This window comes from Streptomyces sp. NPDC026500 (assembly GCF_055567635.1).
Genome location: NZ_JBVHQB010000026.1, coordinates 1 through 15,766, shown reverse-complemented (window position 1 = coordinate 15,766; position 15,766 = coordinate 1). Strand labels below are relative to the sequence as shown.

The 15,766-nt window shown below is 67.4% G+C and carries 11 protein-coding genes and 1 pseudogene; 6 read left to right on the top strand and 6 right to left on the bottom strand.

The genetic code is table 11. From position 1 onward, the window contains the following. Nucleotides 1–239 precede the first annotated feature (239 nt). Complete coding sequence (locus ACZ4N5_RS35050) at nt 240–578, bottom strand: MerR family transcriptional regulator (protein WP_355589134.1); 339 nt, start codon at nt 576–578, stop codon at nt 240–242. A 1,007-nt stretch (nt 579–1,585) separates the two neighbouring features. Here ACZ4N5_RS35050 and ACZ4N5_RS35045 point away from each other — a divergent pair. Beyond that, nucleotides 1,586–2,326 (top strand): DUF6292 family protein, encoded by a 741-nt coding sequence (locus ACZ4N5_RS35045; protein WP_382314815.1) that lies wholly within the window; start codon nt 1,586–1,588, stop codon nt 2,324–2,326. Nucleotides 2,327–3,244: 918 nt separating this feature from the next. Here ACZ4N5_RS35045 and ACZ4N5_RS35040 read toward each other — a convergent pair. Continuing rightward, nucleotides 3,245–3,448, bottom strand: a complete 204-nt coding sequence (locus ACZ4N5_RS35040; RefSeq protein WP_097282459.1) for a cold-shock protein — start codon at nt 3,446–3,448, stop codon at nt 3,245–3,247. Nucleotides 3,449–4,350: 902 nt separating this feature from the next. On the opposite strand from ACZ4N5_RS35040, the gene ACZ4N5_RS35035 reads away from it, so the two are divergent. Continuing rightward, a complete protein-coding gene (locus tag ACZ4N5_RS35035) occupies nt 4,351–4,626 on the top strand; it encodes a hypothetical protein (RefSeq protein WP_467761070.1) in 276 nt (91 codons plus the stop codon). Nucleotides 4,627–4,657: 31 nt separating this feature from the next. On the opposite strand, the gene ACZ4N5_RS35030 is transcribed toward ACZ4N5_RS35035, so the two are convergent. From ACZ4N5_RS35030 to ACZ4N5_RS35020, 3 genes are all read right to left on the bottom strand, one after another. Next, complete coding sequence (locus tag ACZ4N5_RS35030) at nt 4,658–5,608, bottom strand: IS110 family transposase (RefSeq protein WP_467761069.1); 951 nt, start codon at nt 5,606–5,608, stop codon at nt 4,658–4,660. 90 nt (nt 5,609–5,698) lie between these two features. Next, nucleotides 5,699–9,775 carry a beta-galactosidase gene (locus tag ACZ4N5_RS35025; RefSeq protein WP_467761068.1) on the bottom strand — a complete coding sequence of 1,359 codons (4,077 nt, stop codon included), beginning with the start codon at nt 9,773–9,775 and terminating at the stop codon, nt 5,699–5,701. A 178-nt stretch (nt 9,776–9,953) separates the two neighbouring features. Next, nucleotides 9,954–10,502 carry a hypothetical protein gene (locus tag ACZ4N5_RS35020; RefSeq protein WP_467761067.1) on the bottom strand — a complete coding sequence of 183 codons (549 nt, stop codon included), beginning with the start codon at nt 10,500–10,502 and terminating at the stop codon, nt 9,954–9,956. Between ACZ4N5_RS35020 and ACZ4N5_RS35015 the strand changes: the two are divergent. The 4 genes and pseudogenes from ACZ4N5_RS35015 to ACZ4N5_RS35000 all read left to right on the top strand — a co-directional run. Next, nucleotides 10,501–10,620: pseudogene (locus tag ACZ4N5_RS35015) on the top strand (DUF6461 domain-containing protein); the annotation flags it as partial. The gene ACZ4N5_RS35020 and the pseudogene ACZ4N5_RS35015 overlap by 2 nt on opposite strands. A 97-nt stretch (nt 10,621–10,717) precedes the next feature. Further along, a complete protein-coding gene (locus ACZ4N5_RS35010) occupies nt 10,718–11,293 on the top strand; it encodes a DUF6461 domain-containing protein (protein ID WP_467761066.1) in 576 nt (191 codons plus the stop codon). 1,592 nt (nt 11,294–12,885) lie between these two features. Then, the gene (locus ACZ4N5_RS35005) at nt 12,886–13,713 is read left to right on the top strand and encodes a class I SAM-dependent methyltransferase (RefSeq protein WP_467761065.1); all 828 of its coding nucleotides are present in this window, start codon (nt 12,886–12,888) and stop codon (nt 13,711–13,713) included. 531 nt (nt 13,714–14,244) lie between these two features. Then, nucleotides 14,245–14,709, top strand: a complete 465-nt coding sequence (locus tag ACZ4N5_RS35000; protein WP_467761064.1) for a DUF4279 domain-containing protein — start codon at nt 14,245–14,247, stop codon at nt 14,707–14,709. A gap of 496 nt (nt 14,710–15,205) precedes the next feature. Here ACZ4N5_RS35000 and ACZ4N5_RS34995 read toward each other — a convergent pair. Continuing rightward, nucleotides 15,206–15,766, bottom strand: a 561-nt coding sequence (locus tag ACZ4N5_RS34995) for an RNA-guided endonuclease InsQ/TnpB family protein (RefSeq protein WP_467761063.1), incomplete at its 5' end; no start/stop codon positions are given.

Here is a 15,766-nt window from a genome sequence, read left to right as displayed (position 1 = left end):
CCCTTCTACTCCTCCAGAGCAGGAGACCCGGCGCTTCTCCGAAGGGCCGACGCCCTCGGTCGTCGAGGCCTCGACGCTGTCTGCACGGCAGGCTGAGCCAATCCTGCCTAGCGCCCCAGCACCGGACTCCGGTGGGCCCGAGCCTCATCCCGTCGCAGCCGAAGTGGCGGTTCGGCAGACAGCCAGCGCGCCGAAGCTGAGTACCGGACCGGAAGACGGAGTGGCTGGTCCAAAGCGCGTCAGGCTGCGGCCGTCGGGTTCGCTGATTCGGCGGCGCGGCGGTGTGCGGCGTTGATGCGCTGTGCTTCTTCGAGCTGGTCTTCGAGGATGACGATGCGGCAGGCGGCCTCGATCGGTGTGCCCTGGTCGACGAGTTCGCGGGCGCGAGCGGCGATGCGCAGCTGGTAGCGGGAGTAGCGGCGGTGTCCGCCCGCGGAGCGGAGCGGGGTGATGAGGCGGGCTTCGCCGATGGCGCGCAGGAAGCCCTGGGTGGTGCCGAGCATCTCGGCGGCCCGCCCCATGGTGTAGGCGGGGTAGTCGTCGTCATCGAGCCGGCCGTACGAGTCGTCTGCTGTCATTGCACCTCTCTGTGGAACGCGTGGAGGGGCCCTGGCGCTATTGCCGCCAGGGCCCCGAAGGAACTGCTACACCATCTACCGGCCCTGATACTGCGCCGGCCTTCTGTTTCCGCTGAACCGACCGAGATGCTGTCGGGGATGCGGGGATCGCGGTTGCTCGACCGGAGACCACCTCACTATCGATGTCCTGCGGTACCCGGACTCAACACTCACGCCCGGGCGATCCTGATGGCGCTCGGCCCCTCCGTTCTTTCCCTCTTGCCATCACTTACTGAACGAGGACTGCGTACTGCTGGTACTGCGTACTGCTCAGTGGCCTGTGACAGCGCCACTCTCCGGCAGCCAGCCCCGTCGCCCGTCCTGCGACTGCTCTGGCTTGGAACCCCACTGCCGAACCTCCCGATGCGCGCGCCCGCAGCCGACGCCTTCACCGAGGTACCGCTCACTGACTCCACTGCTGGGTACTGCGTACTGCACTTACCGGTACTGCCACCGCATTACCTGCGGTCCTACCCATGGTGGCCCCTGATCACTGCGGGCCACCCGGTCCGGTCGTCAGTCCCGTCGCCGTCCTGCAACAACCCTGGCTTCGGAACTCCACCACCGCACCGTCCTGCGCTCTGCAACTACGTACTGCTACCTGGCAGTTCGTGTCTGCCGGGTCCTGCTGTCTTCCTGGCTACGAGAGAAACCATAACCAAGCCACCACCCAATGTCTACTCCGGCCAACATAGATTTCCGCATGGCCCGTGAGAAGGTAGTCGAGCTCGAACAACACGGCCGCTCCCCCGGCGCCGCCGAGGCGCAGCCCAGGGAGCGGTGCGAGCCGCGCCGAGTTCAGGTCGCTACCCTCACCAGCCGCCGTACCCGGCGGACGCGTGCCGGTACGGGCTGCCGCGCGCCTGCTGCGCCGGACGCCGATCCGGCCCGGCAGGATCTACGGCGACGTCACCGTCCAATCCCGACAGTGGAGAGAGAGTTCCGTGGCTTGCGAAACCAGTCCCCAGATGTCAGCTGAGCTGTCGAGGCGGGCGGGCCACTATGCCGCTGCTGTCGCCGAGCGCCTCCTGGAAGCGGGTCTGCCGGTGACGGGGATTCAGAGTTGCGGTCCCTGGCTCGACACGGACGGCGAGTACCTGGACGTCGAGGCCGGCATCTCGTTCACGCAGGCATTTGCGGATCAGCATGGCGGGGGCGACTGCGGGCTCCACTGGGCGGCCATGTCCGGCTGGTGTCTCTACACCACCGGCAAGGAGGACCGGTACCTGTCCGGTGTCCGGTGGCCCGGGGCCGGCCTGCTTCCCGAGCCCCGGCTCGTCGCGGCCTTCGTCGACGCTTTCAGGCTCGACCCGGCCATGTCAGGCAGCAGCGAACAGCCGTCCTACCGTCAGGAGGTCCACGACTTCCCCACGCTGCTGGACAGCCTGGCCCCCTACCTTCCCGCCCAGCCCTGCCTGTTCGAGGAACCCCAGATCCGCTTCGCCGACCTGCACAGACGCGCCTACGAAAACCGCGTGCGCCGGGCACTGGTCTCCCGCGCCTCCGACCCCCTGACCCACCTGTACCTCCGCCAGGGCGAGCTCACAGCCCTCCTGCACCTGCTCGAGTACGCCGAAAGCACCAACCCCAGCGCCCTCAACAGGCTGCTGGCGGCCGACCTCGGCGCCCGCGCGGGCCGACCCCCCGAAGCCGCGGAGACACACAAGGGCGCCCTCCAGGAAGCGAACCACCGGCGGCAAGCGCCTTGACAGAGGCGGAGCGCAGCGGCAGAACGTGCCGGCCAGCCGCCCGCTCACGGCCCCGCCCCGGCAGCTTCCCGCTCCACGCAATCCCGCTCGGCGCGACGGCGCGGGCGGAGCGTGTCAGATGCCAGGCCCGCGCGGGCCCCGCCCCGAGGGCGCTCGGGAAATACCCCGGGGCGGGAGTGCATCCCAGAACACCCAACGACCAGACAGGCCAACCGGTTTCCGGCCGGGCGGCCCAACGGTGTGCGCACCTCGCCGAGGGAGGACAGTGGCCGAGGTCGTCCCAGCGCACCAGAAACGGTGTCCAAGAGGGCAGACGGATCGTTTTGACGAACGTGACGGATGATCATTGGATGAGCTCCAGCCACGGCGCGCAGGCAGGCAGCGGTAGACGCAGAGCCGATGCCCGTCTTCCTGAACAAACGCGCCGAAGGCACCCCGCGCACGCCCGTGGCCAGACCCCTGGAGAAGCCCCGGACCAGGGCACACCCGTGTACACACAGCTCGCCGCGGAATGGGCCGCCCGCGGCGCCACCGTCCCCTGCCGCCCCGACCCGCTGTGGCAGCGTCTGGCCTCTCCCGAACACCTCAGGCACGAGACAGAAAGCACCTTGCGCCAGCTTCACCTGGAAGGGAACACCCACCCCGCTGACCGCACACCCCAACTGGCTCAACCGGAGGCACCCCGCCGTGCGGGGCGATGAGCTTCGATGCGTGGCACGCTGCCCCGCGCCAGCCCCATCCTCGCGGTACGCCGCTCTCCACACGGATCAGGGCCGCACAGCCGCTGCGCGGCCCTGATCCGTGCATCTCAGATCCCGCCGACGCGCCGGACAAGTCCAGGCGTCCGTTGTTCGGGTCGGGCGGTACGGCCGAATGGGGCAGCCGTGCACGCCGAGCGCGGGCGGGGGGTGGGGAAGGTCAGGCCAGGTTGATGTTCTCGGCCTGCGGGCCCTTCTGGCCCTGGGTGACGTCGAACGTCACGATCTGGCCCTCCTGAAGCTCACGGAAGCCCGAGGAGTTGATCGCGGAATAGTGGGCGAAGACATCCGGGCCGCCGCCGTCCTGGGCGATGAAGCCGAAGCCCTTCTCCGCGTTGAACCACTTCACAGTTCCCGTAGCCATAGCCATGCCTTCCAGTCGATGAACGCCTCCCACTCCATGTGGAAGGCGGAGGTGATCGCCCTGGTCCCTGCGGCACAGCACAGCAAAACGCCCACACCAAAGGCGTGGGCAAAGGGGAACTCCGAACCACGACAGCTGACGCAGACGCTACACGCCCACACCCCCCGTCACCAGAGGAAACGAGCCCGCGGCACGCCTCAGACACGCGCGGATGCGCGGCCCGGGACACCGGCGGGCACGCCCACCTCAGGCCGCCGTCCGTGGCCGTTGTACCGCGTTGCGATCACCGACGTCGGCGCCTGGACCATGGACGACTTCAGCTATTCCGACCGCTGAACACCACAGCGGCAAGAACCCGCTGGCAGCAGTCCCAGGGAGTGGATCGAGCATGATGAGGTCGAGGGCCGCCGGACGGGCGAACGCACCAACGCGTTCCCGCCTTCCAGGCGGAGGCATGCAGGGTGGGTCCGTTTCCTGACGCTTCATCAGAACAAGCGTCAAAAGAGCGTCGCGGCAACTTCGCTCTCGTCCACGCACAGACGGGGCACTCCATCCGTCATTCCCACGGCGCCCCAGTGGACAGCAGGTCAACAGCACTGCCCGGCCCTTCGGTACAGTCCACGTCGTGCACGTCGGGAAACACGTCGACTCGTTCTGACCAGGATCGGCAGAAGCCGGAAAACAGCAGGTCAGGCACCCTTCGTGACCGGTTCAAGAATCGCCACACACTCCACGTGCGAGGTCATCGGGAACACGTGGAGACAACGCCGAGCGGAGCAGGGTAGGCGTCAATGGCCAGCTACCGAAACCGGTGATCCCTCGGATTGTTGGCAGTCCACCGCGTCTCCCCGCTTCCCCTCTGCCCCGGAAGCAACCAAACCCGAAAGGCAGTGCTAACGGGAATGCCCAGCCAGAGCAGCGAATTGCAGCACGAACCGTTCAGCCCCGAGCGCATCCGTGCCACCTGGAGTGGTATCGCGAGCGTCGAGGACGCCGCCCAGGCGTTCGGCATGTCGAGATCGAAGGGCTACGACCCTGTGCGTCGTGGGGAGTTCTTTCGCCGCGTGCTGCTGATCGGCCCCGCAGCCCGCGTCGTCACCGCCTCGCTCCTCCGCGTACTCGAAAGCGGTGAGCCCGAGTACAACGGAGCCGCCAGCACGAGCACCAATCCATCCTGACCAGCCGCACGACGAAGGTGTCACACAGCCCCTATGAGCGGGGTCCTGGCTGTAGCCATCTGACCAGGTGGAAGACTTCTCGGGCCGCATAGCGTTTGAGGCAACGGACGATTTCGCGTCGGGCCTTGCCCTCCTTGATGCGGCGCTCGTAGTAGTCCTGGGTGCGCGGGTCGACCCGCAGACGGGTGAACACGATGCGATGCAGTGCAGCATTGGCCTGCCGGTCGCCGCCGCGGTTAAGGCGACGGTACTGCCGGCGTCCCGAGGAACGCTCGACCGGGCTGACCCCGCACAGAGCGGCGAAGGACGCCTCACTGTCCAGCCGTTCCGGGTTGTCCCCCACCGTGATCAGCAAAGCGACGGCCGTGTCCGGACCGATCCCCACCAGCAGACCCAGCGTGATCCGAGTGGCCTGCAGCACCGACTCCTCGCCGACCTCCTCGAGACTGCTCACGTCGGTGAACCGTGCGCAGGTACGGAAGAGTTCGGCATTACCCAGTCCGGCCAGTTCTTCCCGCAAGGCGGGGTCGGCAGTGATGAGGACGGCTTTGAGCTGGTTGATGGCCTGCGTGCGGGCTTTGACGGCCGACGCCTTCGTGAGTTTGAACATTCTCGCGATCTGCACCGGTCCGTCGCCCGATTTGGCCCGGGCGCGGGCCCGCCCGCTCAGCACGGCTCGCGCCGCGTTCTGGGCATCGAGCGGATCCGATTTGCCGCGCCGACGGCGATCTGCCCGGTCCATCCGGTTCACGTCAAACACGTCTATGTCCTGGGTCAGCAGATAGCGCGACAGGGACGCCCCGTAGGAGCCGGTCCCCTCCACTCCGGCCCGCCTCACGGCTCCCGACTTCCTGGCCCACTTCGGCAGATCGCGGTATCCAGCCGCGGTGGCCGGGAACTGGTCGGTGGCGAGGACTGTCCCCATCACGGAGAGCACCGCAGCCACATGCACATCCCGGTGCGTGTCCACTCCCAAAACCACCTCCCCCGCGGATCACTCACCTCCCGCGATCGGCGCTCAGGATCTGCTTGATTCTGTTGCGCCGTCGAAGCCGGGCTTGCGCGACAGGCACTACCCACACGTCAGCATGGGGAGCCCCCAGTCACCATGATCGCTGCCGTTGCCGTCGCCGCCGTCGCCGACCTTGAGGTCGATCACCTGGGCGCCACTGACGTCCACGTCGATCGGCACGGCAGCTTGTTTGCCGTGGATCGTCGGCGTGGTCACCAATGTCTTGCCGTCGGCCGTCATGGAGAACGTCACTGTTCCCGCGCCGCTGGTCTCGTCGTCCACACCGACCTCGGCCGTCAACCGCGAGCAGTTCCCCGCGAGATAGAGCTCGATGTCGCTGTCCGCGTTGGTGCCCAGGCCCTTGGCGTAGCTCGCACCGGCGATGCTGATCGGACGGCCGTCGCCGGCTGCCTGCTCGCCGACGCTAGTGTCACGCTCGACCGGACCCCACCCGTTGGTGGACGAGAAGAACGGCAGGTCGCTCACTGCGTTCTTCCCGGCCGGTGGAGCAGGCGGTATCGCGCCGACGATGCGCTCGTCCGTGCCGGTGGCCTGCCGTCCGTTCTGCAGGTAGTGGACTGTCGCGGTGAGTGCCGAGGCGGACGGCAGCTTCCCCGTCTGCGGTTGGACCTTCCAGGTGAAGGTGGCCGACTGGCCGGGTTGCAGGCGCTCGACCGACGCGGGGCTCGCGGCGCTCACGTCCCAGCCGTCGGGCGCGGAGAGCGAGGCCGTCAGCCGGGCGGCGGACGGTTTGTCCTTCGGCACCCGCACCGTCGCCTCGGCCGTGAAAGCCCGTCCCGACTGGGCGGTGTCGGGCACGTCCAGGGTGACGTCCGCCCCCGGCCGCTTCGGCATCGCGTACGTGTGGGCGTCGTAGCGGGGGCTGTCGTTCTGCGCGACGTGCAGGGACGAGGCGTAGCTGCCGTAGTTGGTGAGCGACACCTTGCCGAGGCCGCCGGTGCTGCCGTCCAGGTTCCATACAGCAATGGCGATGCTGTTGCGGCCGTTCGGGTTCAGGATCCCGTTCGGCACCGGGAACGTGTGCTGCGGCCCGAGGTAGTTGACGTAGGTGCCGACCTGCCAGCCGTTCACGAAGATCGTGGCCCGGTACTTGCGTGACGGGTCGTCGGTGAACGTCAGCCCGAGCGACGTGTCCTGGCCGTGCGGCAGGTCCAGGGCGACGTCGGAGCGGTACCAGGAGACCCCGGGACGGGTGTCGGTCGTCGGAAGGGACGTCTTCTTCCACGTGCCGTCCGGGTAACCGGGCAGGGACCAGCCGGCCCGCTCGCCGTACAGGCCGCCCGTCGAGAGCGGCCCGCGCACCGTGTCCTGCAGGTCCTCGCCGCCGCGTACGCCCTGCAGCCGCCAGGTGACGGCGGTCAGCGGTGCCCCGGCGAGGGAGGCGCTCGTCAGTCCTCGGGCTGTCTTGTTGCCGTTGGTCGAGTTGTAGTCCTCCTCGTGACCCATGTTCACGGTGAGCACGGAAATGACGTTGTCACCCTTGGACTTGAGCACATCGGCCGGGAAGGTGAAGTCGGCCCTGCCCGTGGTGGAGCTGCCCAGGAAGGTGCCGTTGAGCCAGGCGGAGAACGCCTGCGCCCCCCCGCCGGAGTCCGAGACCAGGCGGACGCCGGTCTCCTTGCCGGTGGCGTGGAAGCGGCCGCGGTACCACGTGTTGCCGGTGTGGAAGCCGTAGTCATCCGCGTAGAGCACCGGCGGCGCGTTGACGCCGGAGACGCTGTTGGTGGTCGTCTTGTCGGCCACCTGCCAGCTGGTGTCGTCGAAACCGGGGGCCGCTTCGGGTGACTCCTCGCTGTGCTTCCAGTTGGTGAGTGCCGGCAGGTGTACTGGGGCTGCCGTCGGGATCTTCCCGGTGAGGCTCCCTGTGCCGCCGGCCCGGGTGTCGACGGTCCTACCGTTCCAGGTGATGTGGTCGGCGGAGGTGAACACCTCGATGTTCTTGTCGTCGGCGTTGTCGCCGGTGAGTGCCAGGGTGCGGCCGCCATGCAGGCTGGTCGCCGTCCGCAGCAGGTGGCTGCCGCGCACGAGGACAGGGCCGGCCGCTGTGTCCTGACGCCAGAAGGTCTTGGCCGTGGCCTTGTCGCCGACGAGCAGTTCGAGCGGGCGCTGTCCGCCGCCGGTGATGCTGACGCGGATCAGGCCCTTGTGCGTGTAGTTCAGCCGAAGGTCGCCAGTGGCCGCGTCCCAGGTTGTCGTGACCGGGCCGCCGCTGGAGGTCACCGTCGGCTTGGAGGCGTAGCGCAGCACGGTCTCGCCGTCGCTGCCCGCATCGCCGTAGAGCACGGCGACGTCCCGGTCACCGATGGTCGCGCTGGTCATGATCTCCGAGGTCGAGTACTGCAACTGCGAGTCGCCGAGCCGGTAGTTGGCCACGATCACGTGTGAGTCGCGTCCGTCGAGCGTGATCGCGGTGCCCGGCTGCTGGGGCACGACCGGGTAGGTCGGCTCCGCGGCGGCGGTACCCGTCGGCACGTCGATGGCGTCGATGGCCACGTAGTCGTCGGTGGAGCCCGAGCTGTGACTGCCGTCGACGACGATCTTCAGGGTGTGCGCTCCGTCCGGCAGGCCGGTCTTCTGGAAGATCACCGCCTGGTTCTCGCTGCCGGAGTCGTCGACCGTCGCGACCTTGGTGCCGTCGAGATAGACGTCGGCATTGCCGTGGTTGTTGGTCTTCGAGCCGATCCAGCAGATCGCGGTGCCGTCGAAGGGTACGGTGACCGAGTCACCGGCCTTGCTGGAGAAGGACTCGGTGTGCTTGTAGTCGCCGCCGGTGTAGCTCTGGTCGGCCACGTGCGACCACGAACCGGTGTACTGCAGCGCTGAGTCGGGGTCGTCCCACGTGTAGGTGGTGTCGGCGGAGGGCTGGGCGTTGAAGTCCACCGCGATGTGGGTCTTGTCGACCGCGGTGGACGTGGAGTTGCCGTGCCGCAGGACGTGGAACTGCGTCTTTGTGTCGGGGTTCATCCGGGCGGTGTCCACGACCGCGGAGTCGTCGGGCGGTGTGGCCCTGATCGTCTCGGTCTTGGTCAGCGGTGCGACCGACTGTGTGAAGTACCCGATCAGCTTGTCCTCGTCGTACTTCGGGTCGAGCTGGCGGTTCTCGCGGATCGCGGCGCCGTAGTCGTAGGACGTGTAATTCTGCGGCATGCCCAGCCAGCCCCAGTTGGTGCCGCCGTAGGTCATGTAGAAGCTCTGCGCGGTGGCGCCGACGGCTATGTTCTGCTTGTAGAACACGTTGGCGAACTGGTCGTTGATCAGCTGGGCGCACTTGTCGTAGCCCGGCCCGCCCCAGGGGTCGAAGGCGCCGCCCTGGAACTCCGGCGAGTACAGCGGCCTGCCGGCGGGGTGGTCGTAGCTGATGTCTGGAACGCCGTTCCACTTCGAGGGGTTCGAGCAGTCGAAGCCCTGCGGGTAGGAGTCGGGGCCGTCGACGTCCAGGGCGCCGGTACCGGAGTTGAAGGTGCCGTTGTTGTTGCCGGTCAGCGGCACGGTGATACCGTCGGCGCGGGCCTTGTCCTCCAGGTGCTTCATGTAGGAGTGGCCGGCGGCCGAGCCGTTGTAGTACTCGTTCTCGACCTGGTACGCGATGACGGAGCCGGTCCCGTTGGTCAGTTGGTGTCGGGCGATGATCCGGTCGATCTGGGTCAGCCATTCGTCCGCGTACTTCAGGAACCGCGGATCGTCACTGCGGTTGTTCCCCGCCTTGGTGGTCAGCCAGCCGGGCAGGCCCCCGCTGTCGACCTCCGCGTTGATGTACGGCGCCGGGCGGGCGATGACGTAGAGCCCGGCCTGCTCGGCCATGTCGAGCAGCTTGTCGACGTCACGCACCCCGCTGAAGTCGTACACACCCGGCTTCGGCGAGTGGTATCCCCAGTCGAAGTACAGCGACGTGGAGTTGAAGCCTGCGGCCTTCATCTTCTGGAAGATGTCGCGCCACAGGTCCGGGCTCGGGAGCCGGAAGTAGTGGAACTCGCCGGACCACAGGTAGGTCCGCTTGCCGTCGACGAGGAACGAGTAGCCGTCGATACTCACCGTGTGCGCCCGCGGACTGACGGCGGGCGCGGCGGCGGGCGCCTGTGCGCCGACGTCCCGCGCCGCCGCGGTAGGCGCGCTCATGCCCGCGGCCAAGGCGATGGTCGCGGCGGTTGCGAGGACCGCCCTCCACCGTCTCCCCCGACCGGGCCTCGTAACTTCTGAACTGATCCGATTACCCCGCACTGCGGCCCTCCATACGGCCCGAACGATCAGTACCAAACAGGCTCAGGCAAAGTCGAACAGTAGGGCCGCACAAGGCTCAACACAATGGGGCGGGAAAGGACAGATGAGAAATGCGGGGCTGCAAATCCCTTGTATGCAGGGCTGGTTGCCCGGCTTGCGCGCAGCCACGGCCGAGCGCCGTCTCAAATACCGCCTTCGATAAAGCGCTTTCGTCCAGAAGGTCCGTAAGTACGAACGGGGCAAGGCCGGTTGTGTACGCGTGCGCCGGGATGACGAGGTCCGAGGTGAGCGACGTCTCGTTCTCGTCGGCCACCGACGGCGCCGCGATGCGCACGGTCAGGAAGTGCGTGCCGCTGCTGAGGTGCCGTTCACGCACGCTATCGCGCCGATCCTGCCAATCGGACAGGCTCCCGTGGGGAGAATCCGCCGGCGTCCAGTTCGACGCTGTCCGGTCCCAGCGATGTGTAGGCAGTCCCGCTCTTCTGTGGGCAAGTTCCGGGGTCTTCCAGTCCCTCACCGCGTTGGTCATGCAGGTGCCCGGTCCTGCTGCCAGCGCCGCTCCGCGGACAGCTTTGGCAGCTTGGCTCCGGCCGATGTCAGAGGCGTGAGCGAGGATCTCGGCCATGACTGCGACTGCTGCCAACTACGTGTGGCTCGATGAGCGCTTCCCTGACATCGCGGAAGCGTATTGCTTCACGCTGGTGCACAACCTGCCACCTTCAGACCTACTTGCCCGCCGCAGAGGCCAGACCGAGCCCTCCCAGACCGGCACGGCGGCGATAGTAGACTCGGCCGTCGACCGTCCTCGGTCGTTCGGACAACGCTCGGCAGTTCATCGCCATGACCACCGTCGGCGACCGGACCCTGCTGATCGAGCCCAACGGCTATCTCGGCGTCACCGAGGAGAAAGCCCTGCCGACATCGGCGGGAACACGCTGGGTCTCGCACTTCGTCAACATCAACGGCCTGGATTCCTTCCTCTGGGCCGAGGACACAGCGAAGCGCCTGACGTTCGAACCCGGGCTCCCCGACCATCGGTGGCGAACAACCCCTGACGAACTCCTGGACGCCATGCACCACAGTGGCTTCCAGTTCTGGGACGAGACCTCCGACACCGCAGAACCCCTGGCCACGGAAGCAGCATTCGCCCTCGCCGAGCACCTGACGGGCGGGCGCATCACGCCGGATCTCCTGCAGGACACCACCTTCGTCTGCGGAAGCGCGGAGATCAGGTGCGCGTGTGATGACCTCCCTCCTCGAGGGCGGCGGCGGTCAGGCCGTCGAGATCCTGAGGCGGCTTCGGTGATGGCACCTGATCCCGGTCGCTGCGCCCGCCCGTCAGGGTCGAGCACGGCGGACTGTTCGGCCCCCACGATGAGCCGTACAGCGTGGGAGAGTCCCGCGCTGTGGACCTGATCTGCTGCTGGGCCGTCGACAACTCGTACACGAGCCGAGCCGGGTCGACCACCGGGTTCCCAAGTCACCCGAAGGGTTGCGCTGTTGACGCTCGAGGCGGTCTTTCCGCGTACGACGAAAGACCAGGCCGACGATCGCCTCGCCGGTGCGGTTGCCGCCCTCGCGGATCAGGTTCAGCACGATGGCGTCACGCGCGGCGGTCAGGACGCCGTTCGCCTCGTACCGCGAGGTGAGTTCCGTCGACCGACCCCGCCCAGCCGCCTCCACGGTGTCCCAAGCGAGGGCCGCCCCGCTGAAGCGGGCTTTCAGACTGCTCCGTCCGCCGGGGGCGCACGGGGCGTCCGTCACCCGTCGCGGGGGACCTCACCGCCACCGGCGACACCAGTGTCGACCTGGACACAGAAGGCGCGAACTCCCTCAACTGCCCAGTCATGGGCAGGACTTACTTGAGCACCACTCAAGGACCCTCGCAGAGGTCCATGAACTCGTTGAGGTACCGAGATTTCCAGTTCGGCGTCGGTGACGGCGAGCCGACCGAGGCTGTACTGATGTCGGCGCCAAGGAATGGCAGTTCCGGGGTGTACCGGATGTTGCGAGAGCGCCGGCCGCCGCGCGAGACGGCGGAGCCCCGGCCACGAAGCCCACCTACCGAGCCCCCTGGATGGCCTCTGACGCTCGACAGGTCGGCCTCGGCCAGGAACCGCCAATCCCGGACCGTCGCACATCAGTTGCCCCGCCTGAAGACACTTCCGCAGGACACGACCACAAAGGATGTGCACCACCAGCAGCGAAGAATCTGCTGGTGAGCTTCCTGCCCCTGGCCGCCGACACAGCCACTCAGCTCCTCTTCAGCGGCTCATCGGTCCGACTGCTCGCCGAGCCGCCATCATCCGCGAGGCGAACCAACACGTGACCTCACACCACCCTGACCAGCGGCGACACGCCCAACACCCTAAAAGGGTGCGGATTCGACCCGGATTCGACCCGAGGACCCCAGACTCCCAAACGATCAGTAGTTGACCTGCAGCAATGCTGACTCTTGCCGCTGTACCGAGCACCCATCGACAGAGGAGTCTCGCAATCGAAACTAAGTGGACATGTTTGGACGATTAACGCCACGCAGTGAGTAGTCGCTCCCGCTGCCGCCCTCGCCGACTACCCCCAAGCGCGAACCAAATGGCGGCGCCACGCGGCCCTCCGCTCCGGCGACCAGGGGCTGACAGAACAGGGCTCTGACCAGCCCCTTTACAGAAATCCTTCCGCCTGGCAGAAGCCGCCTTGCGGAGCCGATACAAGCCTCACGACCCTGATTGCAACCACGGCACGCGGGGCGACGGCGCCCCGCCGACAGGGACGGGAACCGCCATGCCGCACATCACCGCTTTTGCTGGAAACCAGTGGTTCTTGGCGAAAGCAGTCAGGGCAGACTGCCGCTTACCAAAATGATCCCCAACCCCGAATCGACCCCGCTCACCCGCCGAACTTCGAGCGCCCCCTCTGACCTGCAAAAATGCAGCGGGAAAACAATCAAACCGGGTACTCGTGGTAATCCAGTGGCGTCTCCGTGTACGAGCCTCATAGGTTGTGCGCTCGTGGCTGATGACCCGATGGCGCACCCGAGTCCACACGAGCTCGGACGAGTGTTCAACCAGGTACCGGAGCTCTACGACCGGGTCCGGCCGGGGTACCCCGACGAGCTGTTCGCGGACCTTGTCGCCGTCACCGGCATCGACGAAACGTCGTCGGTGCTGGAGGTGGGCTGCGGTACCGGGCAGGCGACGCGGTCACTGGCAGCGCTCGGATGCTCAGTGACCGCCATCGAGCCGGGCGCAGAGATGGCCGCACTCGCTCGCCGGCGGATCGCCACCTTCCGCAACGTCGAAGTCGAGACGTCGACGCTTGAGGAGTGGGACGACCGCGGTCGACGTTTCGATGTTCTCGTGGCTGCGTCGTCGTGGCACTGGGTCGACCCGTCGATCGGCTGGCAGCGAGCACACGACGTGCTCCGTCCCGGCGGGTGGACGGCGCTGCTAGGCAACGTCGTTGTCCGCCGGCCGGGAGAGCCCGAGGTGTACGCCGAGACCGCCGATCTCCACGAGCGGTTCTGCCCCGGGAACCCCGACTGGGGTCATCCGCCGCTGGAGGACGACGTGCGCACCACCGACGAGGGTTGGGGCCTGGTCGACGATCCCGGAGGACTTTTCGGCCCGACGATCGTGCGCTGGTACCCAACCGTTCAATGGCTCAACGGGGACGGCTTCGCCGATCTCCTTCGCTCGACGTCGCTGTATCTAAGGCTCGCCCACGACGTCCGTGAGCCCCTGCTCGATGCCATCGCCGAGCGCATCCGCACGCGGATGGGCGACCGGGCGTCACGCCGATATCTGAGTGTCCTCCGTGTCGGACAGCGCGCCGAGTGAGGCCGGGGACCGATCTCCGAACTACCGGCCGCTGCCTGGTCAGCAGCGGGAGAGGGCTTCCCCGCTCTCCCGCGTGCAGAGGGCGATCCGACCGAAGTCGGGCATGACGAGGCCGACCGCAGCGGAGCGACACGCGTCGGCATCGAACTGCGCGAGCGGGTCGTTGGCGAGGTCGCCGACCACAGTCAGTTGGTTCTGGGTCCAGAGACCGTATTTCCGGCGGAGGATCAGCCGGGCATCGCAGGTACGAGTCGTGCAAGTCGCAGTGTGGGCAGCGTGCGCCAACTCCGACCGCCGCACTTCGATTCGAAGCGCGTCATCGGCAACGAGTTTCGGAGCTGACCGATCGGGTGACGTGTGGTCATGTCGGCATGTGGCTGCGGTGCGGAGGGCCAACCGTCGGTAGGTTTGTGGTCCCGGGTCCCCTCGGGCTGTGTCCCTGACAGGCACGGCTCTGGAGGACCCGGCTCCGTTGGGACCGAGCTGAAGAAGTCGCTGGTCCTGCTGGTCGTGGGCTGCCATGGTGATGGCGTGCCAGAAGAACTGACGACGCAGCCGCCGATGCCGGACTCGAAGTGGTCGGCCGGTTCGCTGCGGATCACGAGCCGGACCATCGGGGCGGATGACATCTCCGTGGTCCTCGGGATCGACCCGGACGACCACTTCGAGCACGGCGGCTTGGCTGTCCCGTGCAGTCCGGACACCTTCCAGCGCGACTTCAGCGTGTGGATCCGCAGCAGCGGCCTGGGGAATGACCGCCGGCCTGAGGAGCACGCCGCCGTGCTGGTCGGGATGCTGGAGGGGCGAGACGAGGCACTGTCGCGGCTAGCCGACGACTGCGAGATGGAGTTGTTCCTCGGCTTCGGCAGCGAGAACGGTCAGGGCGGATGTGTCTTCCCGGCCCGCCTGCTGAGGAAGATCGGCCTGCTGGGGCTCGACGTGGTGCTGGACCTGTATCCGCCGACTCCCGACGACGCCCTGCCTGCTTCGCAGTGATCGCGGCGAGCTGCCCCACCGCGGTCGTGGCGAAGAGGCCCCCCGCGTCCGCGTGCCGTCAGCCGATCTGGCCCTCGGCTTCGGTCGCCGCCAGCCGGTAGGAGTCGGCACCGGTGTCGACCAGCAACTCATGCGACAAGACCACCCCGGCCTCCTGACACGACCGTGATCAACGCGCACAGCCTGGCCCGGCCAATCGGCCCCGTACCCCGTCGATCAGGTTGCTCCGAACGTGGCGGGTCGCGGCACCAGGAACACATGGCTCTCGTTCCCGCTGCCGAAGCGGCGGCCCTACGTCACGTCGCCCAACCGGGTCTCTGCCCCTGACGCGCGTGGCCCGACGACACCAACCAAGCGCCTGCACCTGGACATCGGCGAGAACGGCGGAACTGGACGATCCGAACCGGGCCTCGGCTCCGCCTCGGATTCCTCGCGGACCGCGCCCGTGATCTCTTCGATTGAAGTGCTCTCCCGGCTGAAGCCGGGAGATTCCTGCTTACCTCGCGGCAGCGGGCTTGACGCGCTTCGCGCGCCTGACGACTGCCCTCCCGGCAGCCGGGACGAGCGCGAGGCCCATCCGGTACAGGTGCAAGACGTTCCGGGCTGCGTTGTGGTCGGCGTTGCCCGACCAGCCGCAGTCCGGGTTCCTGCACACGAACACGGCCTGGCTCTCCCGGCTCCCGGGCGTGATGAAACCGCATGCTGAGCAGCGCCGGGATGTGTTCGGGGCCGGGACCTTGTTCAGAGTGCCGCCGAACCGGGCAGTCTTGTACGCCAGCATGGTGACCGTACGGCCCCACGCCTCGCCGCTGATGGAGCGGTTCAGCCCAGATTTCTGGGCAACGTTCTTCCCCGGCTCTTCGACCGTTCCCTTGGCGGACTTGACCATGTTCGTGATGCTGAGTGCTTCGACCACGACGGTGCCGTATGTGCGGGCGATGACGGTGGTCGTCTGGTGCTGCCAGTCCAAGGCCCGGCGCTTGGCTTTCGCGCGCAGTCCTGCGATCTGGTCATGGGTGCGGTGCAGCCGGCGGCTGGTGCGCTCGCCGGGCTTGCG

What these genes read in the sequence shown, in the direction of transcription:
- ACZ4N5_RS35050 (WP_355589134.1), bottom strand. Translation starts at nt 578, where the DNA reads ATGACAGCAGACGACTCGTACGGCCGGCTCGATGACGACGACTACCCC.
- ACZ4N5_RS35045 (WP_382314815.1), top strand. Translation starts at nt 1,586, where the DNA reads ATGTCAGCTGAGCTGTCGAGGCGGGCGGGCCACTATGCCGCTGCTGTC.
- ACZ4N5_RS35040 (WP_097282459.1), bottom strand. Translation starts at nt 3,448, where the DNA reads ATGGCTACGGGAACTGTGAAGTGGTTCAACGCGGAGAAGGGCTTCGGC.
- ACZ4N5_RS35035 (WP_467761070.1), top strand. Translation starts at nt 4,351, where the DNA reads ATGCCCAGCCAGAGCAGCGAATTGCAGCACGAACCGTTCAGCCCCGAG.
- ACZ4N5_RS35025 (WP_467761068.1), bottom strand. Translation starts at nt 9,775, where the DNA reads ATGAGCGCGCCTACCGCGGCGGCGCGGGACGTCGGCGCACAGGCGCCC.
- ACZ4N5_RS35020 (WP_467761067.1), bottom strand. Translation starts at nt 10,502, where the DNA reads ATGGCCGAGATCCTCGCTCACGCCTCTGACATCGGCCGGAGCCAAGCT.
- ACZ4N5_RS35010 (WP_467761066.1), top strand. Translation starts at nt 10,718, where the DNA reads ATGACCACCGTCGGCGACCGGACCCTGCTGATCGAGCCCAACGGCTAT.